The 362-nt window shown below is 32.9% G+C and carries 1 protein-coding gene; it reads left to right on the top strand.

Annotation, left to right across the window (positions count from 1 at the left end):
- Window positions 1-199 precede the first annotated feature (199 nt).
- On the top strand, window positions 200-362 hold a 163-nt coding region (locus C1E99_RS12630), incomplete at its 3' end, for a sugar phosphate nucleotidyltransferase (RefSeq protein ID WP_269088953.1).

Below are 362 nucleotides of genomic sequence, written 5' to 3'. Positions count from 1 at the left end.
TAAATACTTGAAGAGGTAAAATTCGACCAAAAATAAATACCATTTTATATAGACAAACAAAATACAATATGTTATGATACATTTATGAAAGACGTTGAAAAGAAAAATGAAAATAATTCATTTTCCTTTAAGGAAACGCTTTCATTTTTTTGTACTCTATGCTATAATACATGTATCATATATATTAAGGAGTGGTTAGATGGCTCAAAATAAAATGTTAGCTATGATTCTTGCTGGTGGACGTGGAACACGTCTAGAAGGGTTGACAAAAAAAGTCGCCAAACCAGCGGTCGCATTTGGCGGAAAGTACCGCATTATTGACTTTCCTCTCAGTAACTGTGCCAACTCAGGTATTGATATTG

It is taken from the genome of Streptococcus suis, assembly GCF_002964045.1.
GTDB classification, from domain to species: domain Bacteria; phylum Bacillota; class Bacilli; order Lactobacillales; family Streptococcaceae; genus Streptococcus; species Streptococcus suis_U.
Note: the sequence above shows the minus strand (reverse complement) of the source record. Positions and strands in the feature narration are given on the sequence as shown.